This is a genomic window from Raineyella sp. W15-4 (assembly GCF_033170155.1).
Classification (GTDB): Bacteria; Actinomycetota; Actinomycetes; order Propionibacteriales; family Propionibacteriaceae; genus Raineyella.
Genome location: NZ_CP137079.1, coordinates 3,574,242 through 3,592,806, shown reverse-complemented (window position 1 = coordinate 3,592,806; position 18,565 = coordinate 3,574,242). Strand labels below are relative to the sequence as shown.

20 protein-coding genes are annotated in these 18,565 nt (G+C 69.4%); 17 read left to right on the top strand and 3 right to left on the bottom strand.

The features are described from left to right. Window positions 1-58 precede the first annotated feature (58 nt). Window positions 59-1,396 carry an aromatic ring-hydroxylating oxygenase subunit alpha gene (locus R0145_RS16575; protein WP_317838058.1) on the bottom strand — a complete coding sequence of 446 codons (1,338 nt, stop codon included), beginning with the start codon at window positions 1,394-1,396 and terminating at the stop codon, window positions 59-61. A gap of 225 nt (window positions 1,397-1,621) precedes the next feature. Here R0145_RS16575 and R0145_RS16570 point away from each other — a divergent pair, with 225 nt between their 5' ends. From R0145_RS16570 to R0145_RS16540, 7 genes are all read left to right on the top strand, one after another. Next, window positions 1,622-2,431, top strand: a complete 810-nt coding sequence (locus tag R0145_RS16570; RefSeq protein ID WP_317838057.1) for a TetR/AcrR family transcriptional regulator — start codon at window positions 1,622-1,624, stop codon at window positions 2,429-2,431. Between the two features lie 116 nt (window positions 2,432-2,547). Then, on the top strand, window positions 2,548-3,492 hold the full coding sequence (locus R0145_RS16565; RefSeq protein WP_317838056.1) for a 3-carboxyethylcatechol 2,3-dioxygenase: 945 nt from the start codon (window positions 2,548-2,550) through the stop codon (window positions 3,490-3,492). Window positions 3,493-3,587: 95 nt separating this feature from the next. After that, a complete protein-coding gene (locus tag R0145_RS16560) occupies window positions 3,588-4,397 on the top strand; it encodes an SDR family NAD(P)-dependent oxidoreductase (RefSeq protein ID WP_317838055.1) in 810 nt (269 codons plus the stop codon). Between the two features lie 175 nt (window positions 4,398-4,572). After that, window positions 4,573-5,208, top strand: coding sequence for a SipW-dependent-type signal peptide-containing protein (locus tag R0145_RS16555; protein ID WP_317838054.1), 636 nt, complete (start codon window positions 4,573-4,575; stop codon window positions 5,206-5,208). A 75-nt stretch (window positions 5,209-5,283) separates the two neighbouring features. Then, window positions 5,284-5,913, top strand: a complete 630-nt coding sequence (locus R0145_RS16550) for a SipW-dependent-type signal peptide-containing protein (RefSeq protein WP_317838053.1) — start codon at window positions 5,284-5,286, stop codon at window positions 5,911-5,913. A gap of 11 nt (window positions 5,914-5,924) precedes the next feature. Beyond that, entirely contained in the window at window positions 5,925-7,304 is a 1,380-nt protein-coding gene (locus tag R0145_RS16545) for a signal peptidase I (RefSeq protein ID WP_317838052.1), read from the top strand. Next, complete coding sequence (locus tag R0145_RS16540) at window positions 7,301-7,840, top strand: hypothetical protein (RefSeq protein ID WP_317838051.1); 540 nt, start codon at window positions 7,301-7,303, stop codon at window positions 7,838-7,840. The genes R0145_RS16545 and R0145_RS16540 overlap by 4 nt, the downstream gene beginning before the upstream one ends. A gap of 230 nt (window positions 7,841-8,070) precedes the next feature. Here the strand turns inward: R0145_RS16540 and R0145_RS16535 are convergent, their stop codons facing one another. Together R0145_RS16535 and R0145_RS16530 are read right to left on the bottom strand one after the other, a co-directional pair. Beyond that, window positions 8,071-8,991 carry a VOC family protein gene (locus R0145_RS16535; protein ID WP_317838050.1) on the bottom strand — a complete coding sequence of 307 codons (921 nt, stop codon included), beginning with the start codon at window positions 8,989-8,991 and terminating at the stop codon, window positions 8,071-8,073. A 162-nt stretch (window positions 8,992-9,153) separates the two neighbouring features. Then, window positions 9,154-10,821 carry an FAD-dependent monooxygenase gene (locus tag R0145_RS16530; RefSeq protein WP_317838049.1) on the bottom strand — a complete coding sequence of 556 codons (1,668 nt, stop codon included), beginning with the start codon at window positions 10,819-10,821 and terminating at the stop codon, window positions 9,154-9,156. A 222-nt stretch (window positions 10,822-11,043) separates the two neighbouring features. Here R0145_RS16530 and R0145_RS16525 point away from each other — a divergent pair, with 222 nt between their 5' ends. The 10 genes from R0145_RS16525 (at window position 11,044) to R0145_RS16480 (ending at window position 18,397) form a co-directional block, all read left to right on the top strand. Next, window positions 11,044-11,667, top strand: a complete 624-nt coding sequence (locus R0145_RS16525) for a TetR/AcrR family transcriptional regulator (protein ID WP_317838048.1) — start codon at window positions 11,044-11,046, stop codon at window positions 11,665-11,667. Between the two features lie 299 nt (window positions 11,668-11,966). Continuing rightward, window positions 11,967-13,316 (top strand): SRPBCC family protein, encoded by a 1,350-nt coding sequence (locus R0145_RS16520; RefSeq protein WP_317838047.1) that lies wholly within the window; start codon window positions 11,967-11,969, stop codon window positions 13,314-13,316. 65 nt (window positions 13,317-13,381) lie between these two features. Next, complete coding sequence (locus R0145_RS16515; RefSeq protein ID WP_317838046.1) at window positions 13,382-13,996, top strand: 3-phenylpropionate/cinnamic acid dioxygenase subunit beta; 615 nt, start codon at window positions 13,382-13,384, stop codon at window positions 13,994-13,996. 30 nt (window positions 13,997-14,026) lie between these two features. Beyond that, entirely contained in the window at window positions 14,027-15,643 is a 1,617-nt protein-coding gene (locus tag R0145_RS16510; protein WP_317838045.1) for an AMP-binding protein, read from the top strand. Continuing rightward, window positions 15,640-16,134: a hypothetical protein gene (locus tag R0145_RS16505; protein ID WP_317838044.1), complete on the top strand. Its 495-nt coding sequence runs from the start codon at window positions 15,640-15,642 to the stop codon at window positions 16,132-16,134. Before R0145_RS16510 ends, R0145_RS16505 begins: the two co-directional genes overlap by 4 nt. Window positions 16,135-16,143: 9 nt before the next feature. Continuing rightward, the gene (locus R0145_RS16500; RefSeq protein WP_317838043.1) at window positions 16,144-16,554 is read left to right on the top strand and encodes a PaaI family thioesterase; all 411 of its coding nucleotides are present in this window, start codon (window positions 16,144-16,146) and stop codon (window positions 16,552-16,554) included. A 114-nt stretch (window positions 16,555-16,668) separates the two neighbouring features. After that, the gene (locus R0145_RS16495) at window positions 16,669-16,902 is read left to right on the top strand and encodes a ribbon-helix-helix protein, CopG family (protein ID WP_317838042.1); all 234 of its coding nucleotides are present in this window, start codon (window positions 16,669-16,671) and stop codon (window positions 16,900-16,902) included. Next, entirely contained in the window at window positions 16,892-17,209 is a 318-nt protein-coding gene (locus R0145_RS16490) for a type II toxin-antitoxin system PemK/MazF family toxin (RefSeq protein WP_317838041.1), read from the top strand. The genes R0145_RS16495 and R0145_RS16490 overlap by 11 nt, the downstream gene beginning before the upstream one ends. Window positions 17,210-17,402: 193 nt before the next feature. Further along, window positions 17,403-17,726, top strand: a complete 324-nt coding sequence (locus R0145_RS16485) for a metalloregulator ArsR/SmtB family transcription factor (RefSeq protein ID WP_317838040.1) — start codon at window positions 17,403-17,405, stop codon at window positions 17,724-17,726. Beyond that, window positions 17,723-18,397: a hypothetical protein gene (locus tag R0145_RS16480; protein ID WP_317838039.1), complete on the top strand. Its 675-nt coding sequence runs from the start codon at window positions 17,723-17,725 to the stop codon at window positions 18,395-18,397. Before R0145_RS16485 ends, R0145_RS16480 begins: the two co-directional genes overlap by 4 nt. Window positions 18,398-18,565 lie beyond the last annotated feature (168 nt).

Below are 18,565 nucleotides of genomic sequence, written 5' to 3'. Positions count from 1 at the left end.
GGTCACACCTCGTCGTGCGTTGTGGCTGGTCGTGTCGTACGGTGCGGGGTGGCCGGGCTCAGGCCTGGACCGCGGCGGGGGTGGTGGGCAGGCCCATCCGGTGCTGGGCGCGCTTCTCCATCAGTTCCTCCCAGGAGTCGGAGGTCATCATGTCGAGGTAGTTCGCGTACATGTTGATCGCCGCGTTGTCGGAGAAGACGTGGGCGGAGGAGCCGCCGGGGTAGCAGCCCTCGTCCCACTGGATCGGGGCGCCGACCATCTGGTACAGGTAGCCGGTCTCGCGGGCGACCTTGCCCTTGAGGATGTGCTGCATCTCCTCCCAGTTCAGGGCGTCGTCGGCCTCGAACATGCCGGCCGGGGTGAAGGTGCGCAGCACGTCGCGGCGGATGGAGTCCTTGATCTCCTCCGGAGCGTCCTTCGGCACGAAGGTCCAGGCCCAGACCTCCTGCTCGTGCGGGCCACGCGGGTGGGTGACCCGGATGGTGTAGTTGCCCAGCAGCATGAAGGTCGGCCAGATGTTCAGGTGACCGCGGACCTCGCGGTCGTCGCCGAGGCGGCGGGCGATCATCTCCGCGATCTCCGGCTGCGCCTCGTACGCCTGCATCGCCTGGCCGGTGTTCGGCACCTCGGCGCCCTTCTCGCCGTACCAGGCGCCGCCGTGGCCGAAGTCGGCGAAGAACTGCCGCCCGACCGGGTCGTTGCCGCGCAGGGTGCGGTCGGCGGCGTCGGAGCCCTTGTTCAGCACCGTGGCCGCGGAGATGTGGGTGATCTCGGAGTGCTGCATGTCCGAGGTGGGCTGCTCGGCCATGAACTTCCAGTTGTTCGGCAGCACCCAGCGGTGGAAGGCGACCTGCTCCATCCCGCCGTCCCAGCGGTCGATGTAGCCGTCGAGGTAGTACTTCGCCGAGCCGAGGTAGTCCTCGAAGTCGGGGGCGTCCTTGTCCCAGGTGCCGAACCAGAAGCCCTTGTAGTACTGGATCCGCGGGACCTTGACGGCGCCGAAGTCGCCGCGCTCGAAGGTCTCCGGGTAGGCGGTGTTCTGCCGCGGGACCTGGATCAGGTCGCCGGCCAGGTCGTAGGCCCAGCCGTGGAAGCTGCAGGTGAACGCCTTGGCGGTGCCCTTGTCGGCGCGGCAGATCCGCATCCCGCGGTGGCGGCACTGGTTGAGGAAGGCCCTGACGCTGCCGTCCTTCTGGCGGACGACCATGATCGGGTCCTCGCCGATGTAGGTCTGCAGGTAGTCACCCCGCTTGGGGATCATCGAGTCGTGGGCGAGCATGCACCAGGCACGTTTCCAGACCTTCTCCAGCTCCTGCTCGTAGATCTCCTGGTCGTAGAAGATCTTCCCGGACAGGCGACCATTCTCGATGTCGATGAGTTCGGTGATGTCGGTCATGGAAACTCCCTTGTCAACGGACCGGCGGTGGCGGCTCCGGTGACGGTCGGCCGGTGAGGGCCGAGGGGCGTCCGACGCTGGAGCCTGCAGCGGTGGGATGTGGATGTGAGGTACGGACGGATCGGTGTGACCCGGTCTTGAGTGAGCACTCAAGTATGTGGTGAGGATCACGCTAACGGCGGTGGCGTACGATCAACACCGACCGTTCCACCAGGAAGGACGCGAGTGGCCAGGACCCCCGCCGATCCCCGCTCCACCCGCCAGCGGATCCTCGCCGCGGCGAGCCGGATCTCCGCCGAACGTGGCTACAAGGGGACGACGCTGGCGATGATCCAGAAGGAGGCCGGCGTCCATCCGGGGTCCTTCTACTGGCACTTCGAGGACAAGGACGCCCTGTTCGCGGCGCTGGTGCGCCACGGCTACGAGGAGTCCCGGCCGATGGTGGACCACCTCGGCCCCGGCGACGCGCCGAACCCGGTCAAGGTGGTACTGGACTCGATCGTGGAGAACCCGGCCCGGCACGGGCTGTGGCGGTTCAACGTCCAGTTGATGCTTGACGCGGACATGCAGGACTCGAAGACCGCCCAGGAGATCCGTACGCTGCGCGAGATCACCCAGCGGGCGCTGACCGGCGCCTGGCTCGACCTGGTGCCGGCCCGGGTGCTGGCGGAGGTGCCGGAGCTGCCCGGCCGGATGGCCGACTTCTCCCTCGCCACGGTCGAGGGCTGCCTGCTGTCCCGGGTCGCCGGGACCCAGCGCGACGAGGAGTTCATCACCGCGGTGGCCACCGCGGTGATGGCCCGGATGGTCACCCTGGCCTGCGAGGAGGTGGGGGAGCCTGTGCCGACGTTCTTCTCCGAGCGTGCCGGCGGCATCGGATCCCTGGTGCTGGCGCCGTCGCCGGCCCGGGCTGCGGGGCCGGGCCGGTCTGGTGGGGGTGACCCGTCCGGTGGGGCGGAGCTGCCTGCGGCGGCCGATCTGTCCGGCGGGACGAACCTGCCCGACGGGGTTGACCTGCCGGGCGCGGCCACTTAGCCTCGGAGCACCGTTCATCGGCCGGAGGGCGTCCGGCCGGGGCGGGGTGAGTGAGCACGTCGTCGCGTCAGTGCTGTCGGCACTGTCGCGTCCCCACTGTTCTCGAAGGACCCCTGATGTCACTCGCCCTGATCGCGATGTCCCACAGTCCGCTGTTGCACACCGCGGAACTGCCGCCCGCCCCCGAGGTCCGTGCCCGGGTCGACGCGGCGTTCGCCCGGATCCACGCCGTCGCCCAGGCGTACGACCCGACCCTGGTCGTGGTCTTCGCCCCGGACCACTACAACGGCTTCTTCTACGACCTGATGCCGCCGTTCTGCATCGGCCTGGCCGCCACCGCGATCGGCGACTACGACACCGCGGCCGGACCGCTGTCGGTCGACGAGGCGCAGGCGCTGGCCCTGGTCCGGCATGTCCAGCAGGCCGACATCGACATGGCGCTGTCCCGCCGGATGGAGGTCGACCACGGTGCCGTGCAGCCGCTGGAGACCCTCTTCGGCGGGCTGACCGCTCGGCCGGTGGTGCCGGTCTTCGTCAACGGTGTCGCCGGGCCGTTCGTCCCGATGCGCCGGATCCGGGCGATGGGCCAGGCGGTCGGGGACTACCTCGCCTCGCTCGACGAGCGGGTGCTGGTGATCGCCTCCGGCGGGCTGTCGCACGATCCGCCGGTCCCGCAGTGGGACACCGCCCCCACGCCGGTCCGGGCCGGGCTGATCGACGGCCGCCACCCCACCCCGGAGGCCCGTGAGGCGCGGCAGCGCCGGGTGATCGAGGGGGCGGCGGCGTTCGCCCGCGGCGAGGCGTCGATCCGCGACCTCAACCCGGACTGGGACCGAGCCTTCATGGCCGACTGCGCCGCCGGTGAGCCGGCCCGCTTCGACGCGTACGCGACGGACGCGATGACCGAGGACGCCGGGCACTCCTCGCACGAGGTCCGCGCCTGGGTGGCCGCATTCAGCGCGTTGGCGGCCGCCGGACCGTACGAGACGACGTTCGAGTACTACGAGCCGATCCCGGAGTACATCGCCGGCTTCGGTGTGATGGCGGCTCGGACCCGCTGAGCGCCGGCGCCCGAGCAGGACGCCCCCGGTGCGCGTCGGCGCAGGCACGACGCACCGGGGGCAACAGACGCATCCTCAGGACAAGGAGAACGCAGATGGGTTGGTTGGACGGACAGGTCGCGGTGCTCACCGGGGGTGGTTCCGGGCTCGGTCGGGCGCTGGTGGACACCCTGCTGGACGAGGGCGCCCGGGTGGTCGTGCTGGAGTATTCGGCCGACAAGTGCCGGGCGCTGGAGGCCGAGTGTGATCCGGAGCGGGTGGCAGTCCTGCCGGGCGATGCGGGGACGTACGCCTCGAACCGGGCGGCCGTCGACCTGGCGGTCGCCCGGTGGGGCAGGCTCGACACCTTCATCGCGAACGCCGGGCTGTGGGACTTCGGCCGCAGCCTGGACGAGATGTCGCCGGAGGAACTGGAGCGGGGCTTCGACGAGCTCTACCGGCTCAACGTCAGGGGCCCGCTGCTCGCTGCGAAGGCGGCGCTGGAGGCGCTGCGGGCCAGCCACGGCTCGTTCATCGTCACGCTGTCCAACGCCGCCCTCTACCCCGGTGGCGGTGGCACGCTCTACATCTCCAGCAAGCATGCCGGGGCCGGGCTGGTGAAGCAGTTGGCGTACGAACTCGCCCCCGACGTACGGGTCAACGGCGTCGCACCGGCCGGCATGGTCAGCGATCTGCGCGGGCCGGCGGCGATGGGCCTGGCCGACACCTCGGTGAGCGGTTTCGACATGGCCGGGATGGTCGCGAAGAAGTCCGCGCTGCGGCGCTGTCCCGAGGCGGTCGACTACACCGGGGCGTACGTCCTGCTGGCCTCCCGCAAATACGGCATCACCACCTCCGGGTCGATCCTGGACGTGGCCAACGCCAAGGGCCTGATCGGGCGGGTGGTCGACGACCTGCTGGGGTGAGGTGCAGCCGGGTTGACGTGCCTGCCTCTTTGTGACAATCGCCACACGCGGCCACAGATGTTCCGCTGTGTGGAACCTGTGAGCTGGCATAGGCTGCGGACATCCCGCACAGGTTTCGGGCGGCCGACGCCGAACCGTGCGGGATCCGCAGCACTATTTCTGAGAGGGGACAAGGATGTCCGACAACACCTCGACTCGATGGACCCGCAGCCACAGGATTCGCGCACTCCTTGCCGGTGGAGTCGTGCTCGGCGTGGGAGCGGCGGTCACTCTGGCTGCCTGGAACGACTCGGAGTTCGCGAAGGGTGACTTCGCGGCGGGCACGTTCAATCTGGAGGGCAGTACCGACGGCACGACCTACTCCCAGCACGACACTGCCGGGACAGCCGCGGTCGTGTTCGACTCGGCGACGTACAGCGGGAACATCTCGCCTGACAACGTGCTCTACAAGGCGTTCTGGGTGCGCCTCGACAGCACTACCACCAGCGACGCCACGCTGGTGCTCAACCCGGCGACCAACACGGCGACCGGCACCAATGCGGATCATCTCTCGTACGACATCTACCAACTCGCCTCGGGGGATACTTGCGACGCCGCCACAGTCGGCTCGGCGACGGCGGTGTGGACCGGCACCACGCTGAGTGCCCGGCCGGCCACCCCGGCCTCGGTCAATCTCGCCAAGGGCGCCACCGGGACCGCGGGCGCCGCCGTGCAACTCTGCGTCAAGGTCACCGCCGGCCCGGAGACCAGTTTCGTGCAGGGCGGGACCGCCTCGACCGTCTGGGAGTTCAAGGCCACCAGCATCAGCTGATCAGTGACCGGCGCGGCAGCGCCTCGGGCGCGTGAGCGCCGTCCGGGAGGACGGCGGGCGATGGAGGGCAGACGGATGAGCCATGAGCTGACGGCACGGTCACGGCGCGCGGGGGTCTGGAGACGACTGCGCGCCGTGCTGGCCGGAGGGCTGGTGTTCGGGGTCGGGGCGGCCGTCACCCTGGCCGCGTGGAACGACAGTGAGTACGCCGCCGGACAGTTCACGGCGAGTGTGTTCGCCACCGAATCCAACCCCGGATCAGGCTGGGTGAGCACCATCCAGGAATCGCCCGCCACGCTCGCCTTCAGCGCCACCGCGATGTCGCCCGGAGTGTCGCACTACGCGTCTCTGGACGTCCGTACCACCGCCGCGAGCACCGTGGGTGGGACCGTCGCGCTCAACTCCGCCAGCAAGGCGGACACCCTCGCCGATGTGCTCGAGTACCGCGCGGTGCTCATCGGCTCGACCACGACCTGCAATCTCGCGGCCTTCTCCGGCTCCCCGACCTGGGTCGCCGGCGGGGCGAGTACGTACGTCGCGGGGGGCACGATGCCCGGCTCTCCGCCGAACACCGCCCTCTCGGCCCATGCCGCGAACACCCTGCGCTACTGCTTCGACGTCCGGGTCACCACGGGCGCCGGCAACTCCTACCAGGGGACCACCGGCACCCTCACCTGGGGCTTCCTGGCGACCTCGTCCAATTGAGAGGAGGTGACATGGGCACCGCACGACGCATCAGCACAGCACGACGTATCGCGCGCGCCACCGAAGAGGTGGTGCTGACCGTCCTGTCGATCCTTGGTGCCCTGTGCGTGGTGCTGGTCGTGCTGGCGTTGGTGTTCGACGTCACCTTGATCATGTTCAAGACCGGGTCGATGAGCCCGACCATCCCGGCCGGTTCGGTCGCGATCGTCCGCAGGGTCCCCGCGGCCGAGGTGAAGGTCGGCGACGTGGTCACCGTCGACCGGCCCGGACAGCTGCCGGTCACCCACCGGGTCACCTCGGTCACGGCGGGCCCGGCGGCCGACCAGCGGATTCTCACCCTGAAGGGCGACGCGAACGCGTCGGAGGATGCGGCCCCCTACACCGTCTCGACGGTACGCATCACCCTGGCCTCGGTGCCCGGGCTGGCACTGGTGATCGTCCGTCTGTCGAACCCGTACGTGCTCGGCGCGATCACCATCGGGGCCTCCCTGCTGGTCACCTGGGCATTCTGGCCGCGCGACGGCGGCCGGTCCGGCGAGAAGGGCCCGTCGCTTCCGGATGAGGCGGCGCTTCCGGATGAGTCGACGGTCCCGGGCAAGGGAACAGTGTCGAGCAGACGGCCGACTCCGGGTAAGCGGAGGATCCCCGGGCCGTCCCCGTCGCGCCGGCACGTCCCCGCCCGGCATGCCGTCGAGGCCACACGGCGTCACCCCAGGCGTGCCGGTCTGATGGTGACCGTGCTGATCGTGCTGGCGCTGGTGGTGGCCGGGGTGGTCGCGCTCGCGGTCGCCCTTCCGGCCGCGGCGGCCCAGACCGAGATCGTCCGCGGCACCTACCTCACCCTGGTGTCCCTCCCTGATCCCCGGATGGCCATGATGGGGCCCGGTGAGACCGTGCACTGGCAGGTGGGGGTCTCGGCTGACGCGCCCGACCCGGGCACCGTCAGCGTCGGCCTGTCGGCCACCGGCGATGCCAGCATGGGACTGACCGCCGCCGCGGCGGCGTGTTCGGTCCAGTGGGTCGACGGGGTGTGCACCGGCCGGTCCTGGCCGCTGCCCGGCCTCGATCCGTTGCCGATCGACGGAGCCGAACGCGAACTGCTCACGATGCCTTCCGACGAGGAGCGGTGGGTGCTGCTGGCTGTCACGATGCCACCGACCGCCCGGCCCGTCCCCGGCGCCGGCGTGTCGGCGCTGCTGCACGCCTCCGGCCAGGGCGACTCGCTGTCGGTGGGCCCCGGCGGCCTCGCCGGCACCGGTGGGCCGAGCGCACGCTGGTCGCTGCTCCTGGCCCTCGGGGCGATCACCTCGGGCCTCGCGCTGGCCCTGCGGGCGAAGCAGCAGAACCACCGCGACATCGGTGACACCGACAAGGCCGAGGGCCGGCCGTGATCCGCTGGGCGCGCCGCCCGACCCGGGGCCGGATCCTGGCCGTCCTGTGCGCGGTGCTGATGGTGCTGCCGGCCGGCCTCAGCGCCTCGGCCGGCCAGACCGAGGCATCCTGGGTCGACAGCGAGCACGGGCAGGGGAGTTTCACCGCGAAGAAGGTGCCGGTGCCCACGGTCACCACCTGCGGGGTGGGGACGACTCTCGGTGTGATCAACTCGGCATGGGTCGAGTACAAAGCCCCGGCTGGATACTCCTCTACCGACGTGAAGTGGAGCGTGGGTACCAGTACGGGCGGTATGTCAGCGGGATCAGCCGCGATCACGGATCGCGGCAATGGTGTGTACCGTGCGACGTTCTCCCAGAGCATTCTCCAGGATCTGCTCGGAATGCTGCTGAGTGCGCTCTTCGGTCAGAGCTTCTACATCGCCGCCTACACAGGTGGTCCGAGCGATGGCGGCTGGACGTCGACCCCGCCGATCTATTCGAGAGTCTCCGTCGGCCTGCTCGGCCTCAGCTCCTCCTGCACCGTTACTCCGTGACGATGACAGGACATCGGGGCCGCCGTGCCGAGGTGTCGGTGTCAGTTTCGGAGGTACGTTTCGCCCACGTGTTTGTGCTGGACTACCCCCACAAACGCGTGGGCGAAACGCGCACGCGGCCACGCGGCGCCCGGGCCGCCAACCATCACGCCCCTTCGTCAGGAACGGCTCGGTCGGCCTGGCCGAGTGCGCCGAGGCCGTCGGCGATGACGCCACGTGCTCGATGCCGGTCAGACCCCGACGACCTCGGGGACGCCGACCGGGTGGATGATCGCCGGCGGTGGCAGCTCACCGGACTCGTTCTGGTGGCCCCAGACGCTGATCGACGCGTAGCGGTGCGGGCGGGAGTGCTCGTGGTCGACCAGCAACCCGCCCCAGCCGTACTCGATGTCGAAGGCGGCCGGCGTACGGACGTAGAACGAGGTCATCCGGTCGTTGGTGTGCCGGCCCATGTCCATCTGGATGGTCTGCCCGTCAGTCTTCAGCAGATCCAGCGCGGTACCCACGTCGTCGAGCGAGCGGGTCTCCAGCATCACGTGCTGGACCCCGGTGATGCCCGGGATCTCGGCCATCGCCAGCGAGTGGTGGCGCGGATTGCAGTGGTAGAAGTGGATCCGCGGGCCGTTCGTCGGCTGGATCTCGTCGGTGAGGCCCAGGCCGAGCAGACCGCAGTAGAAGCCCTCCGACTGTTCCAGGCTCGGCGTGATCAGCACGATGTGCCCCAGCCCGCCGTCGCCGGTGACGAAACCGTCCATCGGCCGCCCGGGACGGAAGCTGTGTGGGTAGGTGGTCAGACCCCAGGCGACCTCGTTGCGCAGACCGAACGGATCCGCGAAGGAGATCAGCTCGACCGCACCGCGCTCGGCGCACAACTCGGTCTCGCGGGTGACCTCGAGGCCTGCGGCGCGGAGCCGCTGTTCGAGCGCAGCGAGGTCGGCGGGGCTGTCGACGGTCCAGCCGATGTAGGCCAGGTCGTCGCGGTCACCGGGATGGATGGCCAGCCGGTATTCGTTGTCGTCCATCCGGAGGCGTACGGCACCGTCGCCGCCGCGTCGGGCGGCGACCTCCAGGCCGAGGTAGGTCGGGCCCCAGTCGAGCCACTCCTCGTGGCGGGGCGAGGTGAAGCCGGCGTAGCCGAGGGATCGGATCATCGGAGTTCTCCTTGAGGTGGGGGATGCGGGGGCATCGGTATCGATGCGGGGTATCGGGATGAGGGATGTCGGGCGGGGGTCGGGGGCGGGCCGGGATGTCGCGGCCCGGCAGCGCGGTGTCGGTTCAGCGCTGTGCCGGGTCAGAGGAGGCCCTGTGCCGGGTCAGAAGGTGAGCGCGGCGCGCACCGAGGTGACAAGGTCCCGCGGGCTCCGCTGCCGGGTGGCCGCGGACCTGCTCGTCGGATTCCCGACACCGTCGAGGTTGCCGCGCGCCGGCGGCACGTCGAGGCCGGTCGGGTCGGCCGCGGCGACGAAGCGGTCGGGACGCAGCACGACGACGGTGGCGCCGTACTTCCTCAGCCAACGGGTCAGGGTGCCGGTGTGGTCGACGACCGTGTCCGTGTCACTGCGCGACGACGCCGAGCCGACCACGGACATGAACCGGGTCCCGAGCGCGGCCCAGCCCGCGGTCTGCTCGGCGGTCATCAGTTCGCGCGGGTCGCGGTCGAGGCCGAACGCCACGAAGCCCTGACCGATCAGGTCGTCGAGCCGGTGGACGATGCCCAGCGTGTCGTACACCTCCGGCTGGGGGACCATCCGACCCAGCGCGTTCGACTTCGCCGGCATCCCGGTGACCCAGCCGTGCTCGAACCGGTTGGTCGCGGTGGTCGGCAGCATCTTCCTCGACAGCCCCGGCAGGTGCATCAGGTAGGGGCCGAGGGTGTTGCGCAGCGCGATCAGCTTCGGGTCGGCGCCCTCGATCAGGAAGCCGAGCTGCTTCGACATCTCGGTCATCATCTCGACGTGGGGCGAGCGCTCGCTGCGGATCGTGTCGAGGATGTCCTCGCCCGCCAGGCCCTTGGCGACCAGGGCGTACTTCCAGGCGGCGTTCTGGGCGTCGCGGATCGCCGACTGCATGCCCTGGCCGGCCCACGGCGGCATCAGGTGGGCGGCGTCGCCGATCACCGTGGCGTGCCGGTCGCGCCAGGCGTCGAGGTGGCGCAGGTGGTGGCTGTAGAACGCCCAGCCCTTGATCCGGGCGTTGCTCTCGTCGATGCCGAGGGTCCGCAGCCGGGCCCAGACCTTGGCCTCGGTGTCGTAGTCGGCGTCGCTCTCGCCCTGCTGGAGCGGGATCTCCCAGCGGTGGTTGCCCTTGGCCAGCGGGATGTCGACCACCGGGCGTTCCGGATCGGACCAGAAGACCAGCTCGTTGCACTCCGGCCACCACCGGGTGACCTCGCCGTCGACCACCAGCCAGCGGCGCGGTCGGGTCTCGCCGATCATGCTGAAGCCGAGCTCCTTGCGGACCCGGGAGGAGCCGCCGTCGGTGCCCAGCACCCGGCGGACGCGGAACTCGTACGGCCGGCGGTCGGCATCCTCGGCCCGAATGGTGACGCCGTCCTCGTCCTGGGTCATCCCGAGGAAGCTGTGCCCGAGCCGCAGATCGATGCTGCCGTACCGCTCGGCGTTGCGGCGGATCTCCCGCTCCATCGTCGGCTGGTAGATCATGTACGACGGGGCGTGACCCAGCCCGCCGTCGGTGAAGCCGAGTCGGAAGATGATCTTCCGGTCGTACGTCTTCCAGATCAGGGCGCGGGCGATGTCCATGTCCTGCTTGACGATTGCATCGATCCCGAAGTCCTGGAAGATCCGCATCGTCCAGTCGTTGACCGTCACCGCCCGGGCGCGGCTGTAAAGATCGGCGTCCTTCTCCAGGACGATCACCGGCACGTCGTTCATGCCGAGGTAGGTGGCGGCCGTCACGCCGGCGGGGCCGTAGCCGATGATCGCGACATCGGCGGCGTAGCTGGTGGGGGTGTCCTGCGTCATCGGAGGATTCCTGTTCGTCGTGTGCCGGCATCGGTGTCGGAGTGCCGGCATCCTTGCCGTTCTGGATGGATCGTTCCAGTGCGCAAAAATGTAAGTCAGATCACATCAGTGGTCAAGAGGGTGGTTCCGATCGCAATGGCGGTGCCGGCTGGGGTGATGGCAGAGCAGCGTGGTCGTGTTCCCCGGGCGGTCCGGACGGCGGTACGTCCGTAGGATGCGGGCATGTCCCAGAAGCCCCATCAGCCGGCGGATCGTGGCCAGGCAGCCCGTGATGCCGTGCTCGACGCCGCGGAGCGGCTGATGTCGCGCAAGGGGTACGGCGGGACCGGGATGGCCGAACTGATCAAGGAATCGGGCGTGCCGTCAAGCTCGATCTACTGGCACTTCTCGTCCAAGGCGGGGGTGCTGGCCGCGGTGATGGAGCGCGGCGAGACGGCGTTCCTGGAGGCGGTGGTCGCCGCCCAGGCGGACGATTCTGTGGCGGAGCCGCGGGAGCGGCTACGGGCGGTGATTGCCGGCAGCGTCCGCGCCGTCCTCGACCACCCTTCCTTCCTGCGGCTCTACCTGGCCTTCACGATGGGGGTCGAGGGGGAGGCCTCGGTCCGCGAGCAGGTGCGCCACGTCCGGGCCCGCGGCATCGCCGGGCTGCGCGGCAACCTCGCCGACGCCTACCTGGCCTGGGGGGAGGAACGGGCGGCCCGGGTCGCCGGTCGGCTGCTGCCGCTGGCGCTGGCCTTCTTCGACGGCACGTTCATCTCCGCGCAGGCGGGAGAGGTCGACGATCCCGGGCCGGTGATCGTCGATGCGGTGGACGCCCTGCATGCGGTGGCTCTGTCGATGGAGTGACGCCCGGCCTCGATGGAGTGATTCCCGGCGCGAGGCCCCGTTGTTGGCCGGCGCCGTGCTGTCGATCGGAACGACCGCTGGCTCGACCCGTACGTTCCAAGGTTCGGAACGGCTGGTGGTGTCAAGTCATCACCCCAAGGTTCGGAACGGTTGCTGCGTGTTGCGGCTCACATCGGGTTCACTGGAGGTGTGCCGGTGACCCCGTCGGGGAGGCCGGACGACGAGTAGCAGCGCGGCACTCGGCCCGGGCAGCCCATGGCCCGTCGAGGCGCGCGCACCCTGCCGCCGAAGGAGCACCGATGCCCACCTCATTCTCGCCGAACGGTCTGCGCGGCGCCGCCGCGGCCGCCTCGACCCTGCGCCGCCCCGAAGGGCTGGACCCGGCCACCGACGTCTCGACGATGGTCGACCCGGAGGCCGGCCTGGTGGACCGGGCGGTCTTCACCGACCGTACCGTCTACGACACCGAGATGCGCCGGATCTTCGCCCGCAGCTGGCTCTTCCTGGCCCACACCGACCAGTTCCGCAAGCCCGGCGACTTCTTCCAGACGTTCATGGGTGAGGACCCGATCATCGTCACGATGGACAAGCAGCGCCGGATCCGGGCCTACCTCAACTCCTGCCGACACCGGGGCGCCCGGGTCTGCCGGGCCGACGAGGGCCAGGCCAAGGCCTTCACCTGCACGTACCACGGCTGGTCCTTCGGCCTCGATGGCGCGCTCATCTCGGTGCCGAACGGCGGCGGCTACCCGGAGCAGTTCCGCCGCGAGGACTGGGGCCTGGTCGAGGTGCCGAATGTGCAGGAGTACCACGGCCTGATCTTCGGCAACTGGGACCCCGACGCGATGCCGCTGGCGGAGGACCTCGGTGACATGCGGTGGTATCTCGACGCGCTGCTCGACCGCGATCCGGAGGGGACCGTCGTCGTCGGCGGGGTGATGAAGTGGGTGCTGCAGGGCAACTGGAAGCTCGCCGCCGAGCAGTTCGCCACCGACTGGTACCACGTCAACATGTCGCACGCCTCGGCCCTGCAGGTGCTCTCGCCGACCGGCCAGGGCCCGAAGCGGGAGATCGCCGAACGGACCGGCCGTCAGTTCCACAACGACCACGGACACGCCCACGGCTTCCCGGTGCACCCACGCAACCGGTTCGACGCCAAGACCGTGCACCAGTGGTACGACTACGACGCGCTGCGCGAGCGGCTCGGCGCCGAGCGGGTCGCCGGACCGCTGACCAATGGCCACGGCACCGTCTTCCCCAACTTCTCCTACCTTCCGGTCAACGGCTCGATCCGGGTCTGGCACCCCAAGGGCCCGGACCGGATGGAGGTGTGGGCCTGGACCGTCCTCGACAAGTCGATGCCCGAAGAGGTCCGCGAGGCCCAGCGGCTCTACAACCTGCGCACCTTCGGCCCGTCGGGCATCTTCGAGCAGGACGACGGCGAGAACTGGTCGGAGTGCCAGGCGATTGCGCACGGCTTCATGACCAACTCCACCCCGCTGAACTACCAGATGGGGATCGGCACTGACCGGCAGGAACCCGGCTACCCCGGAGTCACCTCGGAGCTGCTCTCCGACTCGGCCGGCCGGGCCTTCTATCGCCGGTGGGCCGAGCTGATCCGGACCCCCGCCTGGCACGAACAGGCCTGAGGCCCGACCGTACGACCCACGTTCCTGACCCACGATCCTGAATCCACGGACCGAAAGGACCGATCATGACGCACATCGCCGTCACCGAGGACGACGAGCCGACCGGCGGCTTCGGGCCGGCCGCGGACGCCGAACAGCGCCTCGACGGCACCCTGGTCGACGCCGAGTTCGGCTACCGGGTGGCGCAGTTCTACTTCCACGAGGCCGAACTGCTCGACGAAGGTCGCTACTCCGACTGGCTGGAGGTCTTCGACGACGACCTGCACTACTGGCTGCCGACCCGCTCCAACCGCACCCGCCGCCAGCAGGCGCTGGCCGTCGCCCAGCCCGGCGAGGCCGCCTTCTACGACGAGACGAAGGACTCGCTGGCCTGGCGGATCCGCCGCTACGACTCCGGGATGGCCTGGTCGGAGGACCCGCCGTCGCGGACCCGGCACCTGATCAGCAACGTCTCGGTCCGCCACAAGGGCGAGCCGGAGGTCGCCGGGCCCCGCGAGTACACCGCCCGATCGGCGTTCCTGGTCTACCGGTCGCGGCTGGAGCGCGAGGTCGACCTCTACGCCGGCTCCCGCACCGACATCCTGCGGCTGCACGCCGATGGTGCCCTACGGGTGGCGAAGCGGACGATCCTGCTGGAGTCGAACGTGCTGCTCGCCAAGAACATCTCCACCTTCTTCTGACCGTCCCCGACCTCCCGAGGAGTACCGCCGATGACCACCGTCGAGGAGCTGCGCGGCAACATCTACGACATCGACGTCAACCCAACGACGTACGTCGAACGTGTCGCGAAGTACCACCCGGGCAAGCTCGCCCTCGTCTACGAGAGGGAGGACTGGACGTACGGCGCATTTGCCGCCCGGGTCCGCCGCTTCGCCCACTACATCGCCTCCCACGGCGTACGGAAGGGCGACCGGGTCGCCTACCTGGGGCTCAACTCCCGCTCGATGCTCATCACGATGTTCGGCACCTGGTGGTCGGGCGGGGTGTTCATGCCGCTGAACTTCCGGCTGGCCGCCAAGGAGATCACCGACCTGGTGGACCGCGGCGCGCCGTTGGTGATCGTGGTGGAACCGGGACATGCCGCGGTGCTGCAGGAGGTCGAGGGACTCGACGACGTCACCGTCCTGCTCATCGACGACGACGAAGCGGTGCCGCCGACCGGCGACGAACCGGCCGGGTGGGAACGGGTGAGCAACGGCATGGGGTCGCTCGAGGCCGCCGCGCACGAGACCCCCGAGCCGCTGCGGGTGTCGATGAACGACCTCGGCATCCTGATGTTCACCTCCGGCACCACCGGGCTGCCGAAGGGAGTGATGCTGTCGTTCGGCAATATCTTCTGGAACTCGATCAACGTCGACACCCTGGTCGACACCCGGCCCGGCGACATGAACTACGCGGCCGCCCCGCTGTTCCACATCGGCGCGCTGAACTCGTTCACCATCCGGGCCTTCGTCCGCGGCAACGCGACCGTTGTACGCCGCGCGGTCACCCCCGAGCAGGCGCTGCTGGACATCGAGAAGTACCGGGTCAACTCCGCCTTCCTGGTGCCTGCGCAGCTGATCGCGATGGCCAAGTCGGCGGTCTTCAACGACGCGGACATGTCCAGCCTGCGGGCGACGATCTGTGCCGGGGCGCCGGTGCCGACGGCGCTGATCCAGGAGTACGCCGCCAAGGGGATGGCCGTGCAGCAGGCCTGGGGGCTGACCGAGACCGCCCCCTTCGCCACCTACTTGCCGGCCCGGATGACCGGGGTGAAGGCCGGCTCGTGTGGCGAGCCGATGCCGTACACCGAGATCAAGCTGGTCGACGTGACGACCGGGGCCGACATCGACGAGCCGCACGTCTCCGGTGAGCTGTGCGTCCGCGGCCCGAACGTCACCATCGGCTACTGGAACGATCCCGAGGCGACCGCGAAGGCCTTCCCGGACGGCTGGTTCCACTCCGGCGACATCGGCTACCGCGACGAGGACGGCTTCTACTTCATCGTCGACCGCCGCAAGGACATGATCATCTCCGGCGGCGAGAACATCTACCCGGCCGAGGTCGAGCGGGCCCTGCACCGGCTGCCCGGCGTCCGCGACATCGCTGTCGTCGGCACCCCGGACCCGAAGTGGGGCGAGACGGTGGTCGCGGTGGTCGAGTTCGCCGACGGTCAGGAGTGCGATCTCGAGGCGCTGCGCGCCTTCGGCGAGACGCAGCTGGCCCGGTACAAGCTGCCCCGGGAACTGTGGACGGTCGATGTGATGCCGCGCAATGCGGCGGGCAAGCTGGACAAGCCGGCGATCCGCCGACTGGTGGTCGAGCGCCGGACGGCGGTGGCACGATGAGTCGCCCGATCGGACCGATCAGCACCGCAGCGCCCGCCGCCGGCTGGGAGCGGGCGCTGCAGATCGACGCCGGGGCGGCGGGGGACACTGCATCGGTGACGGACACGACGTCGGCAGAGGACACCGGATCGGCAGAGGACACCGGATCGGCGGGGGGCACCCTCGTCCAGGTGCGGCACACCCTCACCTCACGGCTGCGCGACAGCTACCCGGTGGGCGCACGCGACCTGGAGATCGGCGTCACCCGCGGCACCGCGGGCGGGGTCGCACTCGCCGTGGAAGGCCTCTTCGGTGCGGACCCGGAGTGCCGACGGATCATCCTCGCCGTTCCGGACGGGGACCGGGCCCTGGCGCAGCTGGCCGAGGCGGCCGGGCTGCGGTCGGTCGTCGAGGTCGAACTGCCCGGCGGGGAGGACGTCGTGCTGTGGGTCGCCGAACCCGCCCGGGTGACCGCCCAGTCGATCGCCGTCGACGACCTGCCGCAGACCTGAGGCGCCGCGATGTCCGATCCCGATTTCCATCGGCAGTGGGCCGACTTCTACGAGGACGTCGACGACGTCGCCGTCTCGCTGGGCCTGGAACCGGTCAGTGCCGACGACGAGCACGTTCACCTGCGGATGCCGCTGCGGCCGCCGATCCGGCAGATCGCCGGGATGTTCTCCGCGGCCTCGCTGTTCGGCCTGGCCGATGTCTGCGCCACCTGGCTGGCGATGCGGCACGTCCCCCAGGGCCAGTTCCCGCTGCTGGTCCAGTCCAGCACCAATCTGATCGCCAATACCTCGGAGGGCCACGCCCATGCCGTCGCTACCCTGGTCAAGGCCGGTCGTACGCTCGTCGTCGCCCAGGTGCGGGTGACCGACGACACCGACCGGGTGCTGGCGGTGGTGACGAACACCATGGTGCCGCGGTAGCCGGCCCCCCGGAGTGAGCGCAGGGCCCGACCAGTCGGTTCTGCGGGCCCGACCAGTCGGTTCTGCGGGCTCGTCCCGTGGTGCAGATTGCATTACGCCACGTATCCTGACCATATGACTCAAATTGTGGTTCGCGTCGACTCGGACACCGACCGCGCGTTGACCCATCTGGTGAAGTTGACCGGCCAGAGTCGCTCGGAGGTCGTCCGTGAGGCGATCCGGGCGGCCGAGCGCGAGGCGGTGCTGGAGAGGGTGCGCAAGCAGGCGCTGGCGGTCCGCGATGACCCGGCCGACCGGGCGCAGATGCTGGCGCTGGCCGAGGAGATGGAGTCGCTGCGTGCGTGGTGACGTCTACCGGTTGCGTTCGCCCCGTAATGCCGAGGGTCATGAGCAACGGGGAGCGCGGTATGGCGTGGTGGTGCAGTCCGATCACCTGCCGTTGTCGACGACGCTGATCGCGCCGACCTCGACCAGTGCGACTCCGACCGATTTCCGGCCGCGGATCGAGATGGACGGCATTGCGACATTTGTGCTGGTCGAGCAGTGTGCTGCGGTGAACGCCGAGACTCGGCTCGGCGATTTCGCCGGGCGCCTGACCGCCGCAGAGCTTGCCGAGATCGACCGAGCGCTGGCTATTGTCCTCGGCCTCTACTGAGGTGAAGCATTATGCCGTGACGATCCTCTGTCGAGGACGTCACGGCACTGCGGACAACTGACCCGCCGCGGCCGGCGAAACCTCGACCGGTGACTCATGTCAGGCCGAGGTGCGCTGTGGCTCGTTCCTGTGAGGTGGCCTCGGCACCGGCAGCCATCTCGTCGCGGGCCTCTGCGTGCGCTATTATTTCGGTATGTCGCGAAATACTGAATCAAGCGTCTTCTTGGCGCTTGGCCACCCCACGCGAAGGGCGGTGCTCGCCTACCTGCGCGATCGCGACTACGTGAAGGTGGCCGAGATCGCCGAGGCGGTCGGCGTCGGAGGGTCGACCCTGTCGGGTCATCTCCGTACGCTTCGTGAGGCCGAGCTGGTCATGTCTCGTCGACGCGGTACGGAGATCCAGTACCGCGTCAATCTCACGGTGATCGATGAGGCCATGCTCCTCCTTGCCTCTTTCGGAGGCGCCCTTCGAAGATCCGACCTGCCAGGAGACACAACCACTCAGGAGGAAGCATGATCTCGAAGGACCGTAACCTCAGGCTCCCGGCCGTCACCCTGATGGTGGCCGGGCTGGCCATTGTCTTCATGGCGGTGTGGAGCGTCGTGCACTGGCCGGCGATGGTCCCCGCGATCGTGACGCGTGAGGCGGCCGGGAATCACGGAGCGAGCGTCGTTCCTCGCGGTGTCACCGCCGCTGCGATGCCTGGCGTCCTCCTCGTCCTGACCGTGCTCCTGATGGCAGTCCCGGCCTGGGACCGGAGGCTGAGGGCACGGATCAGCCCGATGTCCGGACAGCAGCATGGTCGTGGTCAGATGCGAGTCCTCGGTGCTTCGCTCGTCGGACTGAGCATTTTCCACATCGGTCTCGTCGGCATGTACACCGGTGAGAATCCCCCGATGGAACAGCTCGTCGGCGCAGCTGCCGGAGTGATGCTGATGATCCTGGGTGTGTACCTGCCCGTGGGCCGCCCGGACATGACGCTCGAAGGTCCGAGGTGGGAGGCGTTTCGCGCCGCACAAGGACCGGCCTTCCGCATCGGCGGATTTGCCTTGGTGGCCGTCGGTCTCGCGGCGCTTGTCGCGGCACTGCTGCGGCCGTCGCTTGCGATCGTCATCGGCCCGACGGGCGTCGCGATTGTCTGGGTCTCGATCCTCGTGGTTTCGACGGCGAAAGCGCTGCGGTCCTGAGGTGAGTCCGCGGTCCAGGTGGATGGGTGTGTCCTCATACCCGAGGGGGCTGGTGTGGCCGTACGCAAGGTCGCAGTGATGTTGTGGTCTACGACGTAGACGTCGTGGTCGGCAGGCACGCAGTCGATGATCTGCGCCGCACACGCGACCACCATGGAGTCACCTGCG